This window comes from Neobacillus sp. 114 (assembly GCF_030127045.1).
Classification (GTDB): Bacteria; Bacillota; Bacilli; order Bacillales; family Cytobacillaceae; genus Neobacillus; species Neobacillus rhizophilus.
Genome location: NZ_CP126144.1, coordinates 12,501 through 30,000 on the forward strand (window position 1 = coordinate 12,501; position 17,500 = coordinate 30,000).

The following is a 17,500-nucleotide window of genomic DNA, read 5'->3' on the forward strand; positions in this document are numbered from 1 at the left end:
GGCTAAACGTATCACCGAAGCTGTGGGTGGACACCTTATGGTGTCCGCGGTAGGAGAGCGTTCTAAGGGCGTTGAAGCTAGACCGTAAGGACTGGTGGAGCGCTTAGAAGTGAGAATGCCGGTATGAGTAGCGAAAGATGAGTGAGAATCTCATCCACCGTATGCCTAAGGTTTCCTGAGGAAGGCTCGTCCGCTCAGGGTTAGTCGGGACCTAAGCCGAGGCCGAAAGGCGTAGGCGATGGACAACAGGTTGATATTCCTGTACCACCTCTTTATCGTTTGAGTGATGGGGGGACGCAGGAGGATAGGGTAAGCGCACTGCTGGATATGTGCGTGTAAGCAGTTAGGCTGGTGAATAGGAAAATCCGTTCACCTTAAGGCTGAGCTGTGATGCCGAGGGAATTATAGTACCGAAGTTCCTGATTCCACACTGCCAAGAAAAGCCTCTAGCGAGATAAAAGGTGCCCGTACCGCAAACCGACACAGGTAGGCGAGGAGAGAATCCTAAGGTGAGCGAGAGAACTCTCGTTAAGGAACTCGGCAAAATGACCCCGTAACTTCGGGAGAAGGGGTGCTTTTTGGGGTGAATAGCCCCGAAGAGCCGCAGTGAATAGGCCCAGGCGACTGTTTAGCAAAAACACAGGTCTCTGCAAAGCCGCAAGGCGAAGTATAGGGGCTGACGCCTGCCCGGTGCTGGAAGGTTAAGAGGAGGGGTTAGCGCAAGCGAAGCTCTGAATCGAAGCCCCAGTAAACGGCGGCCGTAACTATAACGGTCCTAAGGTAGCGAAATTCCTTGTCGGGTAAGTTCCGACCCGCACGAAAGGCGTAACGATCTGGGCACTGTCTCAACGAGAGACTCGGTGAAATTATAGTACCTGTGAAGATGCAGGTTACCCGCGACAGGACGGAAAGACCCCATGGAGCTTTACTGTAGCCTGATATTGAATTTTGGTACAGCTTGTACAGGATAGGTAGGAGCCTGAGAAGCCGGAGCGCCAGCTTCGGTGGAGGCGTCGGTGGGATACTACCCTGGCTGTATTGAAATTCTAACCCGCACCCCTCATCGGGGTGGGAGACAGTGTCAGGTGGGCAGTTTGACTGGGGCGGTCGCCTCCTAAAATGTAACGGAGGCGCCCAAAGGTTCCCTCAGAATGGTTGGAAATCATTCGCAGAGTGTAAAGGCACAAGGGAGCTTGACTGCGAGACCTACAAGTCGAGCAGGGACGAAAGTCGGGCTTAGTGATCCGGTGGTTCCGCATGGAAGGGCCATCGCTCAACGGATAAAAGCTACCCTGGGGATAACAGGCTTATCTCCCCCAAGAGTCCACATCGACGGGGAGGTTTGGCACCTCGATGTCGGCTCATCGCATCCTGGGGCTGTAGTCGGTCCCAAGGGTTGGGCTGTTCGCCCATTAAAGCGGTACGCGAGCTGGGTTCAGAACGTCGTGAGACAGTTCGGTCCCTATCCGTCGTGGGCGCAGGAAATTTGAGAGGAGCTGTCCTTAGTACGAGAGGACCGGGATGGACGCACCGCTGGTGTACCAGTTGTCTTGCCAAAGGCATCGCTGGGTAGCTATGTGCGGACGGGATAAGTGCTGAAAGCATCTAAGCATGAAGCCCCCTCGAGATGAGATTTCCCATAGCGTCAAGCTAGTAAGATCCCTGAAAGATGATCAAGTTGATAGGTCAGAGGTGGAAGCGCGGTGACGTGTGGAGCTGACTGATACTAATCGATCGAGGACTTAACCAAAATCGAAAAGCGGAAGCGGCCGGTTAGCAACGTATGGCCTGGAGGGCTTTGACTGAGATAAAGGAAACACGATGAGCGATAGCGAATCGATGTTGACTTATCGTAGGGGAAAGACCGAAGGACACTAGTTGCTGGACGCTGGAGCTAGACAATTATCAAAGTAATATGACGAACTCGTTCTTATAAACTTCTTCTGCATTATCTAGTTTTGAGGGAATGAAACCTCTAATTCAATAGGTCCGGTAGCAATGGCGAGAAGGTCACACCCGTTCCCATCCCGAACACGGAAGTTAAGCTTCTCAGCGCCGATGGTAGTTGGGACGCAAGTCCCTGTGAGAGTAGGACGCTGCCGGGCAAGCAAAAAGACAACTATTTTCAGGTTGTCTTTTTTTTGTTGGTTATTTATGCTTGAATGATGCATGAGAACCGTCCCCGTGCCTCACTTTCCCATCAAGTAGTCAAAGACTAGAAACGGCCCTTTTTTTAGTGTGATGTGTAAAAAGGTTTCGATGAAAGGGTAGTCGTGGTTTGGCATCATTTTGGTTAGTTCGCTCCACCATTCTGTTTCATAACGGGCGATCATGCTTAAGTTGTATAACAATAAATAGTGGATCAGTAGTTCCGGGAAGTTGAAAAGCTTCCCTTTGTTTATTGGAAGTGTCCAGCACCCTTCTTCCATATGAAATTTAAAAGGGGAAATGGCTGATACGGTATTGTTTTTCAAAATTAAATGTATTCCTTCATCATCAGAGAATTCCACCTCATTAGCAAATTTAGAGGCTAGAAACTCTTTAAATCGACTCTCGGTCATATGATAGGTATCCAGTATTTTCTCGGGAATATGGAGCTGGCTGCCGTTGCTTTGTAATTTTTCAAAGCTGTTTTTCCTCATAAGTATGAAGAATAACTCATCGAGCTCAGGTATAAGCTGTAGTAATTCCTCCATTAGGACTTTTTCCCCTTCAAGCTGTTTCATGTGAAACAATTTTTCTGACATAAATGGAAAAAGTCCGTTTTTTTGTAATTTCACTTCATCATGAAAAAATAAATAATTTTGCTTTTTTCTTTTTCTAGTGGAGACACCGTGTGCCAATACCGCTGTTGTTTCTGGATATGATGGATCTACGGTTAAGATACAGGCTTTTATTAAATGGACAAGGCCATAGAAAAGCAATATAGGTTTAATAACCAGCGGGGCTTTTTCTGCCTGTTCATAATAGATTTGCCCATGTTCGAGATAATATAAAAAGGCATATCCATTTTCATAGCTCTTTTGTTCAGGATTCTCAATATTCCTCTTTAGATAGCTATTTTTCAAATAGTGCTGACAGTATTCTGCTGAAAAAAAGCATGAGTAGCTTTTCCAGCCTTTAAATGGCGTATTCAAAGCGGATCACCTTTTTCAGAAAAATCTTACTAATATTTCTTCCTTGACAGTATTTTGTCCAATTGATAACCTACAAATAATATTTTTTGACCTGGAGGCTGTTAATATGTGGGAAAGTAAGTTCGCAAAAGAAGGTTTAACGTTTGATGATGTATTATTGATTCCTGGCAAATCAGAGGTACTGCCACGCGACGTGAGTTTGCAGGTTGAGTTAACTCCTGCGGTAAAGCTAAATATTCCAGTTATAAGTGCAGGTATGGATACAGTCACGGAATCTGAAATGGCAATTGCTATGGCCCGCCAAGGCGGTCTTGGGATTATCCATAAGAACATGACCATTGAGCAGCAGGCCGAACAGGTTGAAAAGGTTAAGCGTTCAGAAAGTGGCGTAATTACTGATCCGTTTTTCTTGACTCCTGAACACCAAGTATTTGATGCAGAGCATCTAATGGGGAAATATCGTATTTCAGGTGTTCCAATCGTTAACAACATGGAGGAACAGCGTCTGGTTGGCATTATCACCAACAGGGACCTTCGGTTTATTCAGGATTACTCTTTCAAGATCTCTGATGTTATGACGAAGGAAAATCTGATTACGGCTCCAGTTGGGACAACCTTGAAGGAAGCTGAACAAATTCTTCAAAAGCATAAAATTGAAAAGTTGCCTCTTGTGGATGATCAGGGAGTGCTAAAAGGTTTAATCACAATTAAGGATATTGAAAAAGTGATTGAGTTCCCAAATTCCGCAAAGGACAGCCAAGGCCGTCTATTGGCAGGAGCTGCAGTTGGGGTGACAAGCGATACGATGAAACGGATCGACAAGCTCGTGAAGGCTAACGTAGATGTCATCGTAGTCGACACCGCACACGGGCATTCCAAGGGTGTGTTGGATACTGTAAAGCAAATTAGAGCTGCCTACCCTAACCTTGCGATTATTGCCGGAAACGTAGCCACTGCAGAGGGTACCAAGGCCCTAATTGAAGCAGGAGTAGATGTCGTTAAGGTTGGAATTGGTCCAGGTTCAATTTGTACGACACGCGTTGTTGCGGGTGTCGGAGTACCGCAAATAACAGCTGTTTATGACTGTGCAGGTGAAGCCATGAAACATGGGAAAACGATTATTGCTGACGGTGGTATTAAATACTCTGGTGATATCGTCAAAGCCTTGGCAGCAGGCGGACATGCCGTTATGCTGGGAAGCATGCTTGCAGGGGTAACAGAAAGCCCAGGGGAAACAGAAATTTTCCAAGGACGCCGCTTTAAGGTGTACCGCGGCATGGGTTCTGTGGCAGCGATGGAAAAGGGTTCTAAAGACCGTTATTTCCAAGAGGACAATAAAAAGTTTGTCCCAGAAGGCATCGAAGGCCGCCTTCCATACAAAGGACCATTGGCAGATACCATTTATCAATTAGTCGGCGGCTTACGCGCTGGTATGGGCTACTGTGGTACGAAAAACCTAGAAGAATTACGAATGAATGCCCAATTTGTCAAAATGACAGGTGCTGGCTTGCGAGAAAGCCACCCACACGACGTTCAAATCACCAAAGAAGCACCAAACTACTCAATGTAAATAAAAAGCGCAGGAGCAGACTTTCCGTCTGCTCCTATTTTTATCCTAAGTTGATTGGAGCGGAAGGGGCGAGACTCCTGCGGGAGTACGGGGCAGGGGAGACCCCGCAGGAGCTTTAGCGACGAGGAGGCTCCCCGGCACGCCCGCGGAAAGCGAGCCCCTGGAGTGGAAATCAACGGATTACTGTGAATAAAGACCTATCTATTTCTAGCAGTCTATCAAAATTGGCAATAAGATGCTTCGATGCTCTCTCTATGATTTATAAAGCAGTTATGTTAAAATAACCAAAGTGTAAAAAATCTTGGAGGGCGTTAATGTGAATAAACATGTTTTTAAAAAGTATCTTGCCAGTGCAATGGCTGTTATTTTGTTCTTCAGCCTTTTTGCCGGCATGGGCCAAGATAAAGCGGAAGCAGCAGCAGCGTTAAACATCAACGCGGACGGTGCCATATTAGTTGATGCTGAATCAGGCAAAGTGTTATATGAAAAAAATGCTGATAATGTCATGGGGATTGCCAGCATGACAAAAATGATGACTGAATATCTGTTACTAGATGCCATTAAACACGGAAAAGTGAAATGGGATCAGGAGTATAACGTCAGTGATCTTGTTTATAAAATTTCCCAAGACCGCGCATTGTCGAATGTTCCATTGCGCCAGGACGGCACATATAAAATCCGCGAGTTGTATGAAGCGATGGTCATTTATTCTGCCAATGCAGCAACGATTGCTATTGCCGAAACAATTGCCGGGTCTGAAACCAATTTTGTGAAAATGATGAATGAAAAAGCCAAAAGGTTAGGCTTAAAGGATTATAAATTTGTAAACTCATCAGGCTTAAATAATGCCGAATATCGCGGCATGCATCCGGAAGGCACCGGTGAAACGGAAGAAAACGTCATGTCTCCAAGAGCGGTGGCGAGTCTTGCCTTCCACCTAATCAATGAATATCCCGAAGTATTAAAGACGGCAAGCATTCCGAAGAAAACATTTCGTGAAGGCACTTCTGACGCAATTAATATGATTAACTGGAACTGGATGCTTCCTTCTTTGGATTATGGATATAAAGGTGTCGACGGACTTAAGACGGGTACCACAGATTTTGCCGGCTATTGTTTTACCGGGACTGCCAGTCGTGATGGCAAACGGTTTATCACTGTAGTGCAAAATGCCAAAGACGCGAGCGGCAAAGGGGACTATAAAGCCCGCTTTGACGAGACTAAGAAAATGTTTGACTATGCATTTGCCAATACAACAAAAGAAACTATTGTACCGAAGCATTATCAGGTAAAGGGCCATAAAACGATACCTGTTATTAAGGGCAAGAATGACCAGGTAAAAGTTTATACAAAGTCAGCCATCAATATGATCATTGAAAATGGCGAAAAGGAAAACTATAAGCCGATACTGGTATTAGATAAAAATAAGATTAACAAAAAAGGTGAGCTTACGGCGCCAATAAAAAAAGGTGACAAGGTCGGCTATTTAACACTTGAGCCTAAAAACGGCGATAAGGTTAACTTTTTAACCGAGGAAGGCAAAGGCAAAGTTCAAGTTGATGTCATTGCTGCCCAAGATGTTGAAAAAGCAAATTGGTTCGTCCTTATGATGCGGGGCATCGGAGGATTCTTCGGTGATGTCTGGGGAGGCATTTCCTCCGCTGTTAAAGGCTGGTTCTAATTAGCTCTAACGGACCTATAAGTAAAATGTTGGAAAGGATTCTTGTCTTGACAGGAATCCTTTTTTGTTGCTTTAATGATTTTATGGAATAAATAATTCAAATCGAATTAATGGGAATTTTCTAAATAATCAACGTTTTTAACGTGGAAAAACAAGGGGGATTTACAAATGAAAACAGGTACGGATCGGGTAAAACGCGGGATGGCAGAAATGCAAAAAGGCGGCGTCATCATGGACGTTGTTAACGCAGAACAGGCAAAAATTGCGGAGGAAGCAGGCGCAGTAGCGGTAATGGCACTAGAGCGCGTACCTTCTGATATTCGTGCTGCTGGCGGCGTTGCTAGAATGGCAGATCCTCGAATTGTTGAAGAGGTTCTTAACGCTGTTTCAATCCCTGTTATGGCTAAGGCTCGTATCGGCCACATTGTGGAAGCACGTGTACTTGAAGCACTTGGTGTAGACTATATCGATGAAAGTGAAGTATTAACACCTGCTGATGAAGAGTTTCACTTATTAAAGAGTGACTTTACTGTTCCATTTGTATGCGGCTGCCGTGACTTGGGCGAGGCTGCCCGTCGTATTGGCGAAGGAGCATCTATGCTTCGTACAAAAGGCGAGCCGGGAACTGGCAACATTGTAGAAGCTGTCCGCCATATCCGCAAGGTCAACGCACAGATTCGTAAGGTTGTAAGCATGAACGAAGATGAGCTTATGACAGAAGCAAAGCTATTAGGTGCACCATTTGAATTATTGCTTGAAATTAAGCGCCTTGGCCGTCTTCCAGTTGTTAACTTTGCTGCCGGTGGCGTTGCAACACCTGCTGATGCAGCGTTAATGATGCAATTAGGTTCAGACGGTGTATTCGTTGGCTCTGGTATATTTAAATCAGAAAACCCTGCGAAATTTGCAAGAGCGATTGTTGAAGCAACAACTCATTACCAAGACTATAAATTGATTGCTGAACTTTCAAAGGATCTTGGAACTCCAATGAAGGGTATCGAAATTTCTTCATTAGCCCCTGAAGCCCGCATGCAGGAGCGTGGGTGGTAAATAGAAAAGCGGAAGCGCCTTGACCAGGGGCGGCGACAGGCACAAGATGAGTCTTCTTGACGGATTGGCTTGTGACCCCGAGCCTCTAGTTGCTGGAGCTAAACAGTAATCTAGGTAAAAGGAGTAATACTATGATTAAAGTAGGCGTTCTCGCATTACAAGGAGCAGTTCGTGAGCATATTCAATCATTAGAAGCTTGTGGTGTCGAAGCCGTTGCCATTAAACACAAAGAAGAATTAAAAGACATAGATGGCCTTATTCTCCCTGGTGGAGAGAGCACGACAATGCGCCGCCTGATCGACAAATATGATTTTATGGATTCCTTAAAGGAATTTGCCAGGGAAGGAAAACCGATGTTCGGTACCTGTGCAGGCCTTATTCTTTTGGCAAAAAACATCGTCGGATACAGTGAGCCTCACCTAGGTGTGATGGACGTTACGGTTGAACGCAACTCCTTCGGCCGCCAAGTGGATAGCTTCGAGGCTGACCTCGCGGTTAAAGATGTCGCGGGTGGTTTCCCTGCAGTCTTTATCCGGGCCCCGCATATCGTAGAGGCAGGCGAAAATGTCGAGATTCTTTCGAAACATGATGGCCGCATTGTTTTAGCGCGTGAAGGGCAATTTTTAGGCTGTTCGTTTCATCCTGAATTAACAGATGACCATCGTCTTACAGCCTACTTTGTTGAGATGGTAAAAGAAGCAAAAAGTCAAAAACAGGCTGTATAAGTTGGTTGCTTTTGGCAAATAAATATAGTACTCTAAGTTATACAAATTAGAAATATGCAAAAGCAATGAGAGGAACTAGTAGCAAGAGGTTTATTCTAAAGAGAGCCGGTGGTTGGTGTGAACCGGTGAATAAGACTTGTGAATCCCTCCTCGAGTAGAGTGCGGAACACCTCATCCACATGAGGCTAGTAAGGACTCTCGGTGGAAAACCGTTACATTTTTTAAGGTGGACAGATTCGTCTGTCAACCAGGGTGGTATCGCGGGTTAACTCTCGTCCCTGTTTTAGGGGCGGGAGTTTTTTGTTTGCCCTTGGATAAATAATAAAGGAGTGTTTAAGCATGTTGGATTTGAAGTATTTAAGAGCCAATTTTGCCGAAGTTAAAGAAAAGCTGCAGCATCGCGGTGAAGATTTAACAGACCTTGGCCGATTTGAGGATTTAGACGTTAAACGACGCGAATTAATTGTCGAAGCGGAAAAACTGAAATCCAAGCGGAATGAAGTTTCTCAACAGGTTGCTGTATTAAAACGTGAGAAGCAGGATGCCGATCACCTTATCAAGGAAATGCGTGAGGTTGGCGACCGCATCAAGGAACTCGATGATGAACTAAGAGGCGTTGAGGAGACATTAGAGCTATTATTGCTTAGCATCCCAAATATTCCCCATGAAACTGTGCCTATTGGCGAGACAGAAGACGATAACGTAGAAATCCGCAAATGGGGCCAAGTCCGCGAGTTCGGCTTTGAGGCGAAACCACATTGGGATGTAGCTGACCATTTAGGAATTCTTGATTTTGAACGAGCAGGAAAGGTAACCGGCAGCCGCTTTGTTTTTTATAAAGGTCTTGGTGCCCGCCTTGAGCGTGCGTTAATGAGCTTTATGCTCGACCTTCATGTCGATGAGCATGGATATACAGAGATTCTCCCGCCATATATGGTAAATCGCACTAGCATGACCGGAACAGGCCAGCTGCCAAAGTTTGAAGAGGATGCCTTTTTAATTGAAAGTGAGGACTACTTCCTAATACCGACAGCAGAGGTGCCGGTCACCAATTATTACCGCGATGAAATTTTAAGTGGCGAAGAGCTGCCAATCCGCTTTGCAGCCTACAGCGCTTGCTTCCGTTCTGAAGCGGGATCAGCAGGCCGTGACACAAGAGGCTTAATCCGCCAGCATCAATTCAATAAGGTTGAGCTTGTGAAGTTTGTAAAGCCAGAGGATTCATATGAAGAGCTAGAAAAATTAACTGCTGATGCAGAAAAGGTTCTTCAATTACTTGAATTGCCATACCGTGTGTTAAGCATGTGTACAGGTGACCTGGGCTTTACTGCGGCGAAAAAATATGATATTGAAGTGTGGATCCCTAGCTATGGAACTTACCGTGAAATTTCTTCTTGTAGTAACTTTGAGGCGTTCCAGGCAAGACGGGCAAATATCCGCTTCCGCCGCGATCCAAAGGCGAAACCGGAGCATGTGCATACGCTCAATGGCTCAGGCCTCGCGATTGGCCGCACGGTTGCAGCTATTCTGGAAAACTACCAGCAGGATGACGGCAGTGTCGTAATTCCAGCCGTGCTTCGTCCATATATGGGCGGCCGCGACGTCATAAAGCCGCAATAACCAGTGTATAATCAAGTTGAATAGCGCCCTTTTATTAGTGGCATGTTAATAGTGTTGACACAGTGTTAAATTTATGTTAAATTAATTTCTGTTGTCACGGAGGAATACCCAAGTCCGGCTGAAGGGATCGGTCTTGAAAACCGACAGGCGGGTTAAACCGCGCGGGGGTTCGAATCCCTCTTCCTCCGCCATCACAATAAAAAACGCGCATAAAAAACTGGAGATGAAAATTCGTTACAATTCCTTGTAACGGATTTTTTTTTATAAGAAAAAAGCACTTACTGGGATTACCCAATATGTGCTTTTGATATATATATAATTTCCTTCAGCTTGTCTTCTACTTCTTGGCATACCCGTTTGGCATCCGCCTCACTATTCACCACATCGGTTGTGTCCATGTCAATGACCAAAACTTCACTGGCATTATAGCGCTCCATGACCCATTCGTCATAGCCCTTCCAAACCTCGAAATAATATTCCTTCAGTTCCGGGTTAATTTCAAAGCTGCGGCCGCGGGCCATAATCCGGTCAATCACCGTATCAAATGATCCTTTTAAATAAACCATCAAATCAGGAGCCTTTTTTGGAAGTTCCTTTAGCTCCTCCAACATATTGTCGACTAGCTCTTCATAGATTTTAAATTCGAGGCCAGAAATCCTGCCTAAATTTTTATTGACATAGGCGAAATACCAATCTTCATAAATCGAGCGGTCCTGAATGGTATAAATAGGGTTTTTCCAATTGATGCAGTCCTTAACTGTTTTAAACCGTTTATTTAAGAAAAATAATTGCAATAGGAAGGGAATTCTTCTTGCATCCAATTCTTCCTGTGTTAATTCATAGTAAAGCGGGAGAATTGGGTTGTCATCCACTGCTTCATAAAAAACCTTGCTGTCAATGCCATTATTCTGAAAGTGTGCTTTTAAAGTGTCAGCCACACTCGTTTTGCCAAGACCGATCATGCCTCCAATAACGATGCTCACGAACATCCCCCTGTTTCTATATAGTGTTTGTCCAGCTGTTTGCTTTCAGTGATTCTCCAAGTTTTTCAATGATATAGTCTAGATCCTGCTCATTTTTTACAAAATCCAGCTCATCACCATTGAAACGGAGAACCGGTATTTCCGGATGCTCCTTTTCAAAAATAGCCATTGTGTTTTCATAATCAATAGAAAGCTGTTCTAAATAAAGCGGGCTGATGTTTTTCTCTACCTCGCGCCCGCGGATTTTTATTCGCTTTAATAAAGTATCGAGACTTGCATGCAAATATATGATGACATTTGGCTTTGGCATATCCTCTGTCAAAATTTGATAAATCTTATAATATTTTTTGTATTCGTCAGGATTCAATGTCCGAGTAGCAAAAATTAAATTTTTAAATATATGATAGTCAGCCACGACAGATTTATTTTTGCTTAAATAATGGGTATTAATATCCCCGAGCTGTTTAAAGCGATTGCAGAGGAAAAACATTTCTGTCTGGAAACTCCATTCTTCGATGTTTTCATAAAATTTCCCTAAGAATGGATTTTCATCAACAATCTCTTTTAATAATTCAAATTCAAAATGCCGAGAGATGGCTTTGGCAAGTGATGTCTTTCCTACACCTATCGGTCCCTCAACGGTAATAAAGGGTGTACCCCCCATTTGGCTGCTCCTCCTTCTCCAATTGCCTGCAGGTTCTATCTTATCCAGATTCATCTGGTTCATATATATGCAATTTTTAATAAATTGTCCTGCAAAATCGCCAAAAAGCGACAAGCACCTTGTCACTTATTCGAGCAATTATGCTTTTATTCGACACAAACACCATTTTATCACAATCGGTACAGGAAGGGATATGGAATTTTTGAGGAAGCTTTTACATGTTTATGAGAAAGAAAAAACCGCCGGTGGCCGGCAGTTGTCAGGTGGAGAATACTCGTGTTCCTCTTTTTGTTACGTTGAAATTATCAACGATCAACAGCCAGTTTTGCGGGAAGGCGAGGCCTAGTTTCCAATAGCTCATTCCTCTTAAATTCATCTGTTTGATCAAATCAAATTTTGCCTGGATGGAGCGGGCATCTTCAAACCAGACTTCATGCTCTTTGCCTGCCGCATCCCTATATTTGAAATGCGGAGCTTGCGCTTTTGTGTCGTATTCTATCGGGACATTGTGTTGGGCTGCAAGCTGGATGGCTTGCTGCGGGCTAACAGCCTTTGCCACGGTACCTTGAACAAAAGGCAGGGTCCAATCATAACCATAGAGATTTTGCCCCATGAGGATTTTGTTTGATGGTATATCTGTCACGGCGTAATCCAACACTTTTTTTACCTGGTCAATTGGCGAGACTGCCATGGCAGGACCGCCGCTGTAGCCCCATTCATAGGTCATGATGACAACAAAGTCGGATATTTGGCCATGGGCCTTATAATCATGTCCTTCATACCATTTTCCTTGCTGGGTTGCACTTGTTTTTGGCGCAAGGGCAGTGGACATGAGCCATCCTTCACGTGAAAAGCGCTGCTTTGCCTTTCTTAAAAAGCGGTTGTATGCCTCGCGGTCTGCGGGACGTAAAAATTCAAAATCAAAATGGATATCGCGGAAGCCGTATTTTTTAGCGGTGGCGACAATATTATTGAGAAACCGGTCCTGGACGGCTATGTCATTTAATAAAATCCGTCCTAGTTCGTCACTAAACTGGTCCTGTTCCTGGTTATTAATAACCATCATCAAGACGTTACGGTTGGCCTTGGCGATAGCCGGAAAGTTATTCAGAAGCGGTTCCTTGAGTGTGCCGTCGCGTCTGGCCTGAAAGCTGAAAGGGGCTAAATAAGTTAAATAAGGAGCTGCTTCTCTGGCGCTCTCCTCTAACACAGGAGCAACACTTGTTCCGCGAGGTTCTACATAGGCATTAAACTCGGCATTTCTTTTTCTGCCTTGGGGAATATAGAGACGGAACCCTGCTTGGAGTGGTTGATTGACCGATATTCGGTTGACGGTTGCCAGCTGTTGAACAGTAACTCCGTATCTTTGTGCTATGGTATATAATGATTCTCCCGACTGAACGAAATGAAAGCGGCCGACGATAGGTATTACAAGTGCTTGGCCGATAACCAGATTGTTCGGATTGGGCAATTCGTTTGCCTCTATAATATCCTGGGTGGTTGTATGGTAAGCTCTTGCAATGGTTGTCAGCGATTCATTTCTTTTAACCACATGAATCTGCATCTCCAATCCCTCCCTGCACATATGCGCTACAACTATTCTATGAGGGCGGGACTTAATACATGTTATAATGTTAATAATTTTCGTATAAATGGAATTAGTTTTAGAAGGCGGTTTTTTAAGATGATTAACCAAGATGAGAAATTTATGCTGGAGGCTATAGCAGAAGCAAGGAAGGCAGAGAAGTTGGATGAGGTGCCGATTGGGGCTGTTCTTGTCCATGATGGTAGAATTATTGCCCGCGCCCACAATTTAAGAGAAAGTGAGCAGAATGCGACGGCCCACGCCGAGCTGCTGGCCATTGATCAAGCCTGCCGGGAAACAGGCTCATGGCGGCTAGAGGATACTACTCTTTATGTCACGTTGGAGCCTTGCCCGATGTGTTCAGGTGCGATTATCTTATCGAGAGTCAAACGCGTGGTATACGGGGCGAGCGATCCAAAGGGCGGGTGCGCTGGAACGCTGATGAACCTTTTACAGGATTCGCGCTTTAACCACCAATGTGAAGTTGTTAAAGGCGTCTTAGCAGAAGAGTGCGGCAGCATGCTTTCATCTTTTTTTCAAAAAATAAGAGATCGTAAGAAGCAGGAGAAAAAGTTGAAGCTGCAGGCATTAGAAATCGACTTACAGTAATTTACAGTTAATAACGATTGCTTTTTTGCTGGATTGTTTGTATACTAAAAAGGCGTCAGATACGACGCACTTAATAATTGGTATCAACTTTGCCGCGCTAGGTGGGGAGGTAGCGGTGCCCTGTACCCGCAATCCGCTCTAGCGGGACGGAATCCCTTCCCGAGGCTGATGGCCTGTAGGGTCTGCCTTAAGTAAGTGGTGTTGACGCCTGGGTCCTGCGCAATGGGAATCCATGAACTATGTCAGGTCCGGAAGGAAGCAGCATTAAGTGGACGCTCTCATGTGCCGCAGGGGTGCCTGGGCCGAGCTAACTGCTTAAGTAACGCTTATGGGCGTCAGTCGACGGAAGGTGCGCGGCAGTTATTACATATGCCATAATAAAACTCATCTCAGATTCTGGGGTGAGTTTTTTTGTGAACTCTTAGGATTACTTTTGTAAAAAGGAAATCCAATAAGTTATAATGAGAAAAGCGGAAGCGTCCGTTTAGCGGCGTATGGACTGGAGTGCTTCGACTGAGATAAAGGAAACACGAAGAGCGATAGCGATTCGATGTTGACTTATCGTAGGGAGAAGAGCGAAGTACACTAGACGCTGGACGCTGGAGCTAGACAATAGATAGGACTAAATTGAAGGGGGCGATGTCGAGTGTCATATCAAGCTTTATATCGGGTTTGGCGTCCGCAGAAATTTTTTGACGTAGTGGGACAGGAACATGTCACGCAGACATTGCAAAACGCCCTGCTTCAGCAAAAAATCTCTCATGCATACCTATTTTCTGGACCAAGAGGAACAGGAAAGACGAGTGCGGCTAAAATATTAGCAAAGGCGATTAATTGTGAGCATGCTCCAGTTGCTGAGCCGTGTAATGAATGTGCGGCCTGCCTCGGGATCACGAATGGAACGATTCCGGATGTCCTGGAGTTTGACGCTGCGTCTAACTCGCGGGTGGAGGAGATGCGTGATGTTCTTGATAAGGTCAAATTTGCCCCCACGGCAGTAAACTATAAGGTCTATATCATCGACGAAGTGCATATGCTCTCCATTAGCGCTTTTAACGCTTTACTTAAAACGCTGGAGGAACCTCCGAAGCATGTCATCTTTATTTTAGCCACGACAGAACCGCATAAAATCCCGCTGACGATTATTTCAAGATGCCAGCGTTTTGATTTCAGACGGATTACCGCAGGGTCTATTGTTAATCGGATGAAGCTGATTGTCGAGGAAACCGGCATTGACTGCGATGAGCGGGCCTTGCAAATGATAGCCAGAGCAGCTGAAGGTGGAATGCGTGACGCATTAAGTCTGTTGGATCAAGCCATTTCCTACAGTCAGGACCGGGTGACACTTGAAGATGCGTTGACCGTCACAGGTTCTGCTTCACAGGCATTTTTAAATAAAACGGCAAAGTCGTTTCAGGATAAAGATGTGGCAAGCGGTTTGGAGGCGCTCGAGGAGCTTTTATTCCATGGAAAGGACCCAGCACGCTTTATCGAAGATTTGATCTTATTTTACAGGGATATGCTGCTATACAAAACAGCGCCAAATCTTGAGGAATCTCTCGAGCGGGTGATGCTAGATGATGAGTTTCGCTTGATGGCAGAAGAAACGCCAACAGAACAGATTTATCAGCTGATTGATTTCTTAAATAAGACTCAGCAAGAAATGCGCTGGACTAATCACCCGAGGATTTTCCTGGAGGTAGCCATTGTTAAGCTTTGCCAAATGGAAACTAGCCAAAGAGAGACCGCGAGTTCCGGGGAATTACAGCAGCTCTTGATGAGGATTGAGCAGCTTGAGTCGGAACTTCACCACTTAAAAGCGAACGGCGTAGCCGCAGCACCTCAAGATGCCGCACCACAGCCACAAAAACAGGTACAAAGAACCTCAAGAAATGCCTTCCAGCCGGCTGTTGGTAAAATAAATGAAGTGTTAAAGCAAGCCACAAAAAATGACTTGAATCTGATTAAGGGTAATTGGGGCGAAATGCGATCGAGTCTAATGAAATCGCATGCTGCATTATTAAATGAAGCAGAGCCAGTTGCAGCATCGGAAGCAGCTTTTGTTTTAAAATTCAAGCATGAAATGATTTGTCAAATGGCGATGAGCCGAGGCGATTTCCTGGAAGCAGTAAGCACCACCTTGAACAAATTAATTGGTAAAAGGTTCACACTTTTAGGAGTTCCTGAAGAGCAGTGGTTAACCATCCGTGAAAATTTCTTAAGCACCCAGCATGGGGAAGAAGGGGAAATCAGCGGGCCTGCTCATGAAGAGGAGCCACATATTGTTGAAGCCAAAAAGTTATTTGGTGAAGAATTTATTGAAATTATTGATTAAAAGTTGGGCGGAAACGCTAAAACAGCAATCAATGTGATTATATAATCTAAATTAAATTGGAGGTTGATTTATCGATGCGTGGTGGAATGGGTAACATGCAAAATATGATGAAGCAAGTGCAAAAAATGCAGAAGAAAATGGCAGAGGCACAAGAACAATTAGGTCAGGAAAAAATTGAAGGAACTGCTGGCGGCGGAATGGTAACTGTCGTTGTAACAGGCCATAAAGAGGTTGTAGATGTTCAAATTAAACCTGAAGCGGTCGATCCTGATGATGTGGAAATGCTTCAAGACCTTGTCCTTGCAGCCGTAAACGATGCGCTTAAAAAAGCTGATGAGCTTTCCAATAATACTATGGGACAATTTACAAAAGGATTAAACATGCCATTTTAAAAACAATAAGCGTTAAGCGCCTTAAGCAGCCACATGCTGCTAAGGGCGCTTTTAGCTTTTCTAAAGAGAGGAACATAAATTATGCATTATCCAGAACCGATTTCGAAGCTGATTGATAGCTTTATGAAGCTTCCTGGCATTGGGCCAAAAACAGCTGCACGGTTGGCTTTTTTTGTCTTAAGTATGAAAGAGGATACCGTCTTGGATTTTGCAAAAGCATTAGTGAATGCCAAGCGGAATTTAACATACTGCTCTGTCTGCGGCCACATTACCGATCAAGATCCATGTTACATATGTGAAGATCAGCGCCGGAATAAGGGCATAATATGTGTAGTGCAGGATCCAAAAGATGTAATTGCGATGGAGAAAATGAAGGATTACAACGGATTGTATCATGTTTTGCACGGGGCTATTTCACCTATGGATGGCATCGGCCCGGAGGATATTAATATTCCCGGACTGCTAAAGCGGCTTCAGGACGAAACTATTCAGGAAGTCATTTTAGCGACCAATCCCAATATTGAAGGGGAAGCAACAGCTATGTATATCTCACGGCTGCTAAAGCCGTCGGGAATTAAAACAACAAGAATTGCCCATGGACTGCCGGTAGGCGGAGATCTTGAGTATGCGGATGAGGTTACCTTATCGAAGGCGTTAGAAGGACGAAGAGAATTGTAATATAAAAATTAAATTTAAATGCTTTAATGCCGGGGGGATGGCGATGTTTTTTCGGCGCAAAGGAAAGCTTCGGAAAGAATATAATGAAAAGCTTTTAATCCAGTTAAATAAATATAGAGATTATTGGCAGCGGGAAAAACTCCTTTTGGAAAGAAGTCTTGATCCCTCTGAAGAGGTCATTTGCCAATCAAAAATTGCAGAAGCAAAATATATTCTTCTATTAAGAGAAGCTAAATACAGAAATGTGACATTAACAAAATAATATTTTTTACAGCTCAAGCAATTGGTTGCTTGAGCTTTTTTTTCCAGCATTAACGGGCAGTAAGGTCTAATTTGATACTTAAAGCATTGGTATGTACAGATTTGGTGAGTGGACAAACTGCCCGTAAATGCCCGATTCGTTCAACTAACAAACAGCAGAGGAAAGGCGCCTCTACTGTTTGAAGTTTCACTTTAATGTTCTATTTTTAT

14 protein-coding genes, 1 tRNA gene, 2 rRNA genes, 1 other RNA gene and 1 other annotated feature (1 of these 19 running past the window's edge) are annotated in these 17,500 nt (G+C 44.4%); of the genes, 14 read left to right on the forward strand and 4 right to left on the reverse strand.

Going from position 1 to position 17,500, the window contains the following annotated elements; genetic code table 11:
- Together QNN06_RS00055 and rrf are read left to right on the forward strand one after the other, a co-directional pair.
- Nucleotides 1–1,750, forward strand: a 23S ribosomal RNA gene (locus QNN06_RS00055); it begins 1,184 nt to the left of the window's first position.
- Nucleotides 1,751–1,988: 238 nt separating this feature from the next.
- Nucleotides 1,989–2,105 (forward strand): 5S ribosomal RNA (gene rrf / locus QNN06_RS00060).
- An 84-nt stretch (nt 2,106–2,189) separates the two neighbouring features.
- Here rrf and QNN06_RS00065 read toward each other — a convergent pair.
- Nucleotides 2,190–3,137: a YaaC family protein gene (locus QNN06_RS00065; protein ID WP_284036728.1), complete on the reverse strand. Its 948-nt coding sequence runs from the start codon at nt 3,135–3,137 to the stop codon at nt 2,190–2,192.
- Between the two features lie 106 nt (nt 3,138–3,243).
- Between QNN06_RS00065 and guaB the strand changes: the two genes are divergently transcribed.
- From guaB to QNN06_RS00095, 6 genes are all read left to right on the forward strand, one after another.
- Nucleotides 3,244–4,707, forward strand: a complete 1,464-nt coding sequence (guaB, locus tag QNN06_RS00070; RefSeq protein WP_213121213.1) for an IMP dehydrogenase — start codon at nt 3,244–3,246, stop codon at nt 4,705–4,707.
- 355 nt (nt 4,708–5,062) lie between these two features.
- Nucleotides 5,063–6,388 (forward strand): D-alanyl-D-alanine carboxypeptidase family protein, encoded by a 1,326-nt coding sequence (locus tag QNN06_RS00075; protein WP_213121215.1) that lies wholly within the window; start codon nt 5,063–5,065, stop codon nt 6,386–6,388.
- A gap of 168 nt (nt 6,389–6,556) precedes the next feature.
- Nucleotides 6,557–7,438 carry a pyridoxal 5'-phosphate synthase lyase subunit PdxS gene (gene pdxS, locus QNN06_RS00080; protein WP_213121212.1) on the forward strand — a complete coding sequence of 294 codons (882 nt, stop codon included), beginning with the start codon at nt 6,557–6,559 and terminating at the stop codon, nt 7,436–7,438.
- Nucleotides 7,439–7,569: 131 nt separating this feature from the next.
- The gene (gene pdxT, locus QNN06_RS00085) at nt 7,570–8,163 is read left to right on the forward strand and encodes a pyridoxal 5'-phosphate synthase glutaminase subunit PdxT (RefSeq protein WP_217037512.1); all 594 of its coding nucleotides are present in this window, start codon (nt 7,570–7,572) and stop codon (nt 8,161–8,163) included.
- 56 nt (nt 8,164–8,219) lie between these two features.
- Nucleotides 8,220–8,446, forward strand: a binding site (T-box leader).
- Between the two features lie 56 nt (nt 8,447–8,502).
- Nucleotides 8,503–9,783: a serine--tRNA ligase gene (gene serS / locus QNN06_RS00090; protein ID WP_213121210.1), complete on the forward strand. Its 1,281-nt coding sequence runs from the start codon at nt 8,503–8,505 to the stop codon at nt 9,781–9,783.
- A 98-nt stretch (nt 9,784–9,881) separates the two neighbouring features.
- Nucleotides 9,882–9,974, forward strand: a tRNA-Ser gene (locus QNN06_RS00095).
- Between the two features lie 96 nt (nt 9,975–10,070).
- On the opposite strand, the gene QNN06_RS00100 is transcribed toward QNN06_RS00095, so the two are convergent.
- The 3 genes from QNN06_RS00100 to QNN06_RS00110 all read right to left on the reverse strand — a co-directional run bounded on the left by QNN06_RS00100 (nt 10,071) and on the right by QNN06_RS00110 (nt 12,994).
- Nucleotides 10,071–10,766: a deoxynucleoside kinase gene (locus QNN06_RS00100; protein ID WP_284036729.1), complete on the reverse strand. Its 696-nt coding sequence runs from the start codon at nt 10,764–10,766 to the stop codon at nt 10,071–10,073.
- 16 nt (nt 10,767–10,782) lie between these two features.
- Nucleotides 10,783–11,430 carry a deoxynucleoside kinase gene (locus QNN06_RS00105; protein ID WP_213121208.1) on the reverse strand — a complete coding sequence of 216 codons (648 nt, stop codon included), beginning with the start codon at nt 11,428–11,430 and terminating at the stop codon, nt 10,783–10,785.
- Between the two features lie 259 nt (nt 11,431–11,689).
- Nucleotides 11,690–12,994, reverse strand: coding sequence for a glycoside hydrolase family 18 protein (locus QNN06_RS00110; protein WP_284036730.1), 1,305 nt, complete (start codon nt 12,992–12,994; stop codon nt 11,690–11,692).
- A gap of 120 nt (nt 12,995–13,114) precedes the next feature.
- Between QNN06_RS00110 and tadA the strand changes: the two genes are divergently transcribed.
- The 6 genes from tadA to QNN06_RS00140 all read left to right on the forward strand — a co-directional run bounded on the left by tadA (nt 13,115) and on the right by QNN06_RS00140 (nt 17,291).
- Nucleotides 13,115–13,624, forward strand: a complete 510-nt coding sequence (tadA, locus tag QNN06_RS00115) for a tRNA adenosine(34) deaminase TadA (RefSeq protein WP_213121206.1) — start codon at nt 13,115–13,117, stop codon at nt 13,622–13,624.
- Between the two features lie 92 nt (nt 13,625–13,716).
- Nucleotides 13,717–13,981, forward strand: an RNA gene (ffs, locus tag QNN06_RS00120) — signal recognition particle sRNA large type.
- 289 nt (nt 13,982–14,270) lie between these two features.
- On the forward strand, nt 14,271–15,959 hold the full coding sequence (gene dnaX / locus QNN06_RS00125; RefSeq protein ID WP_213121205.1) for a DNA polymerase III subunit gamma/tau: 1,689 nt from the start codon (nt 14,271–14,273) through the stop codon (nt 15,957–15,959).
- 74 nt (nt 15,960–16,033) lie between these two features.
- Complete coding sequence (locus tag QNN06_RS00130; RefSeq protein ID WP_213121204.1) at nt 16,034–16,351, forward strand: YbaB/EbfC family nucleoid-associated protein; 318 nt, start codon at nt 16,034–16,036, stop codon at nt 16,349–16,351.
- 81 nt (nt 16,352–16,432) lie between these two features.
- Entirely contained in the window at nt 16,433–17,029 is a 597-nt protein-coding gene (gene recR / locus QNN06_RS00135; protein ID WP_213121203.1) for a recombination mediator RecR, read from the forward strand.
- Nucleotides 17,030–17,072: 43 nt separating this feature from the next.
- Nucleotides 17,073–17,291 (forward strand): YaaL family protein, encoded by a 219-nt coding sequence (locus tag QNN06_RS00140; RefSeq protein ID WP_213121202.1) that lies wholly within the window; start codon nt 17,073–17,075, stop codon nt 17,289–17,291.
- The last annotated feature ends 209 nt before the right edge of the window (nt 17,292–17,500 follow it).